Origin of the sequence: Klebsiella sp. Ech2A (assembly GCF_030078455.1) — a bacterium.
In the GTDB taxonomy this organism is placed as follows: Bacteria; Pseudomonadota; Gammaproteobacteria; order Enterobacterales; family Enterobacteriaceae; genus Klebsiella; species Klebsiella terrigena.
Window position 1 is genome coordinate 1 of sequence record NZ_JAQGFU010000342.1, and the last position, 2,647, is coordinate 2,647.

The window sequence follows — 2,647 nt, forward strand, 5'->3', positions numbered from 1 at the left end:
CGCGCGATCTGCGCATGGTGCGGGTCGGCTTCCAGGGTCAGCAGCTCGCCGTCCGGCGGCAGCTCGCGCGCCATCCAGATGGTGCTATAGCCGCCGAGCGTGCCGATCTCCAGCACCCGATGGGCGCGGGTGATGCGCACCAGCAGAGCCAGAAACTGGCCCTGGTTGGCGGCAACGTCGTAGGCCGGAAGGCCGGCGCGCTGGTTATTCTCCAGCACCTGCTGCAAGAGCGGGTCGTGGGGGATCAGCGCTTCAACAAGATAACTATCCACAGCAGACCATTGTTGTTGCATGCACAATTTCCTGTATTACGTCCCTGATGAAGCAGACCAGCCGCCTCCCAGCGCCCGATATAAATCAACCTGCGCCAGCAGCAGGTTATTTTTCACCTGCACGACGCTGGTTTGCGTCGAGAACAGGGTGCGCTGGGCGTCCAGAACCTCGAGATAAGAGGAGTAGCCGTTGCGATAGCGGTTTCCGGCAATCCGCAGCGTCTCCTGCGCCACCGCCTCCTGCCCCTGCAGCTCCGTCAGCTGCTCGCCGTAGCGGGTGATGGCGTCCAGGCTATCGTTGACCTCGCGAAACGCGCCGCGCACCGTTTTCTCATAGCCGTACAGCGCCTGGTTACGCTGGGCCATCGAGACGTCGACCTGGGCGTTCAGCGCCTGGCGGTTAAGCAGCGGGGCGAGAATACTGCCGCCGAGGCTCCACAGCCGCAGCGGGTTATCGAGCAGGTCGGGCAGCGTGCGGTCCTGCATGCTGCCGGTGGCGGTTAAGTTGAGCGACGGCAGCAGTTGGGCCTGAGAAGAGGCAAGGGTAGCATCGGCGGCGAGCAGCTGGCGCTGGGCCTGCACGATATCCGGTCGGCGGTTCAGCAGGCTGGAGGGCAGCTGCGACGGCAGCGCCAGCGGCGTCAAATGGGCAAAGTCCTGGCGGCTGATGGCCTGCGGGTTGCTGCCGATCAGCACGCTAAGGGCGTTCTCCTGCTGGGCAATTTGATGCTCCAACGGCGGGATCTGCGCCCGGGTAGATCGCAGCTCCGAATCGGCCTGCATCAGCTCGAGACGCGAGGTGTAGCCGGTCTCAAACTGGCGTTTAGCCATGTTGTAGGCGTCCTCGCGGGATTTTAGCGTCTGCCGGGTGACCCGCAGCTGCTCGTCCAGAGAGAGCAGCGTCAGGTAGCCTGCCGCCACCGAGGTGGCGACGGTGAGATCGGCGGCCGCGGCGGCGGCCTTCTGCGCCTCAAGGGTGGCGTCGGCGGCGTTGGCGGCGCTGCGGTTGGCTCCCCAGATATCGACGTCATAGCTGGCGGTCAGCCCGCCCTTATAGACCGTGCTGTGGACGGGCAGGCCGGTGGCGGCGGACTGCGCGCGGGCGCGGCTGCCGGTCAACGAAGCGTCAAGCGACGGAAACAGGCTGCTGTCGGCGGCGTAGGCCCGCGCCTGGTACTCATTCACCCGCTCGCGGGCGATCAGCACGTCGCTGTTGTAGCGCAGCGCCTGCTCCACGTACTGATTGAGCTGGCCGTCGTGAAAGTTGCGCCACCACCAGCCCTCAAGCGGGCTGGCGGGGCCGATATCGGCGCGCCAGGCGGCGGGGATCTGCAGCGACGGCGCGGCAGGGGGCACGTCTGCCGAACGGCAGCCGGCCAGCGCGACGCCGAGCGCCAGCGCAAGGGAGAGCTGGCGCATCATGGCTTCTCTCCCTCACGGGTATCGATGGTGACCTGCACCGACATGCCGGGGCGCAGATGCTGGCTATTTTTCTGCCCCTCATCGACCGCGATGCGCACCGGAATTCGCTGGGCAATTTTGACAAAGTTGCCGGTGGCGTTATCCGGTGAAATGGCGCTGAACTCAACCCCGGTCGCCGGGGAGATGCTCTGGACGACGCCGCGGAACTTCTCGCCGCTGAGCGCATCGACGCTGAAGGTTGCGGCCTGGCCAATGCGAATGTGCGCCAGCTGGGTCTCTTTCATATTGGCGATCACCCAGTGCTGCGGCGGCACCAGCGACGTCAGGTGGGTACCGGCGCTGACGTAGGCGCCAAGCCGGACGGAAATTTGCCCCAGCTGTCCGTCGGTTGGCGCAACGATCCGCGTATTCTGCAGGTCGATATCCGCCAGCTCCAGCGCGGCCCTGGCGCTGGCAACGTCGGCCTCCAGGGCGTCGCGGTTGACGATGGTGGATTGCAGATCCTGACGCGACATTTCCAGCGTGGCTTTCGCCTGCTCAATATCGGCGGCACCCTGGGCGGCGCTGGCCCTTGCCGAGTCGCGCTCGCGAATCGACAGCGAGCCGTCGGCGGTCAAATCCTGCACGCGCTTTAAATCGGCCTGGGTTTTCTGATTCTGCGCGCGGGCGTTTTGCAAAGCTGCCTCGTTGCGGGCAATTACCGCCTGGGCGCTTCTGCGCTGCTGCTGGTTATTTTTCAGCGCCGACTCCTTCATCGCCAGGGTGGCCTGCGCCTGGTGGACGCGCTGCTTGTAGATCCGGTCGTCGATCTGGAACAGCGTCTGCCCGGGCTTAACCTGGGCAAAATCCTGAACGTTGACGGCGGTGATATAGCCGCTGACCTGCGGGCTGATAAAGGTGGTCTGCCCGCGCACGTAGGCATTATCGGTAAACTGGCTGTGGCGGGTAAACAG

At 65.0% G+C, this 2,647-nt stretch carries 3 protein-coding genes; all 3 read right to left on the bottom strand.

All coding sequences use genetic code 11. The annotated features are described in order from the left end of the window. Positions 1-293 (bottom strand): O-methyltransferase (locus tag PFH44_RS26650; protein WP_367575714.1); only part of this gene is annotated, 293 nt, incomplete at its 3' end. Positions 294-308: 15 nt separating this feature from the next. Further along, the gene (locus PFH44_RS26655) at positions 309-1,694 is read right to left on the bottom strand and encodes an efflux transporter outer membrane subunit (RefSeq protein WP_283826699.1); all 1,386 of its coding nucleotides are present in this window, start codon (positions 1,692-1,694) and stop codon (positions 309-311) included. Next, on the bottom strand, positions 1,691-2,647 hold a 957-nt coding region (locus tag PFH44_RS26660), incomplete at its 5' end, for an HlyD family secretion protein (RefSeq protein ID WP_283826700.1). The genes PFH44_RS26655 and PFH44_RS26660, both read right to left, overlap by 4 nt.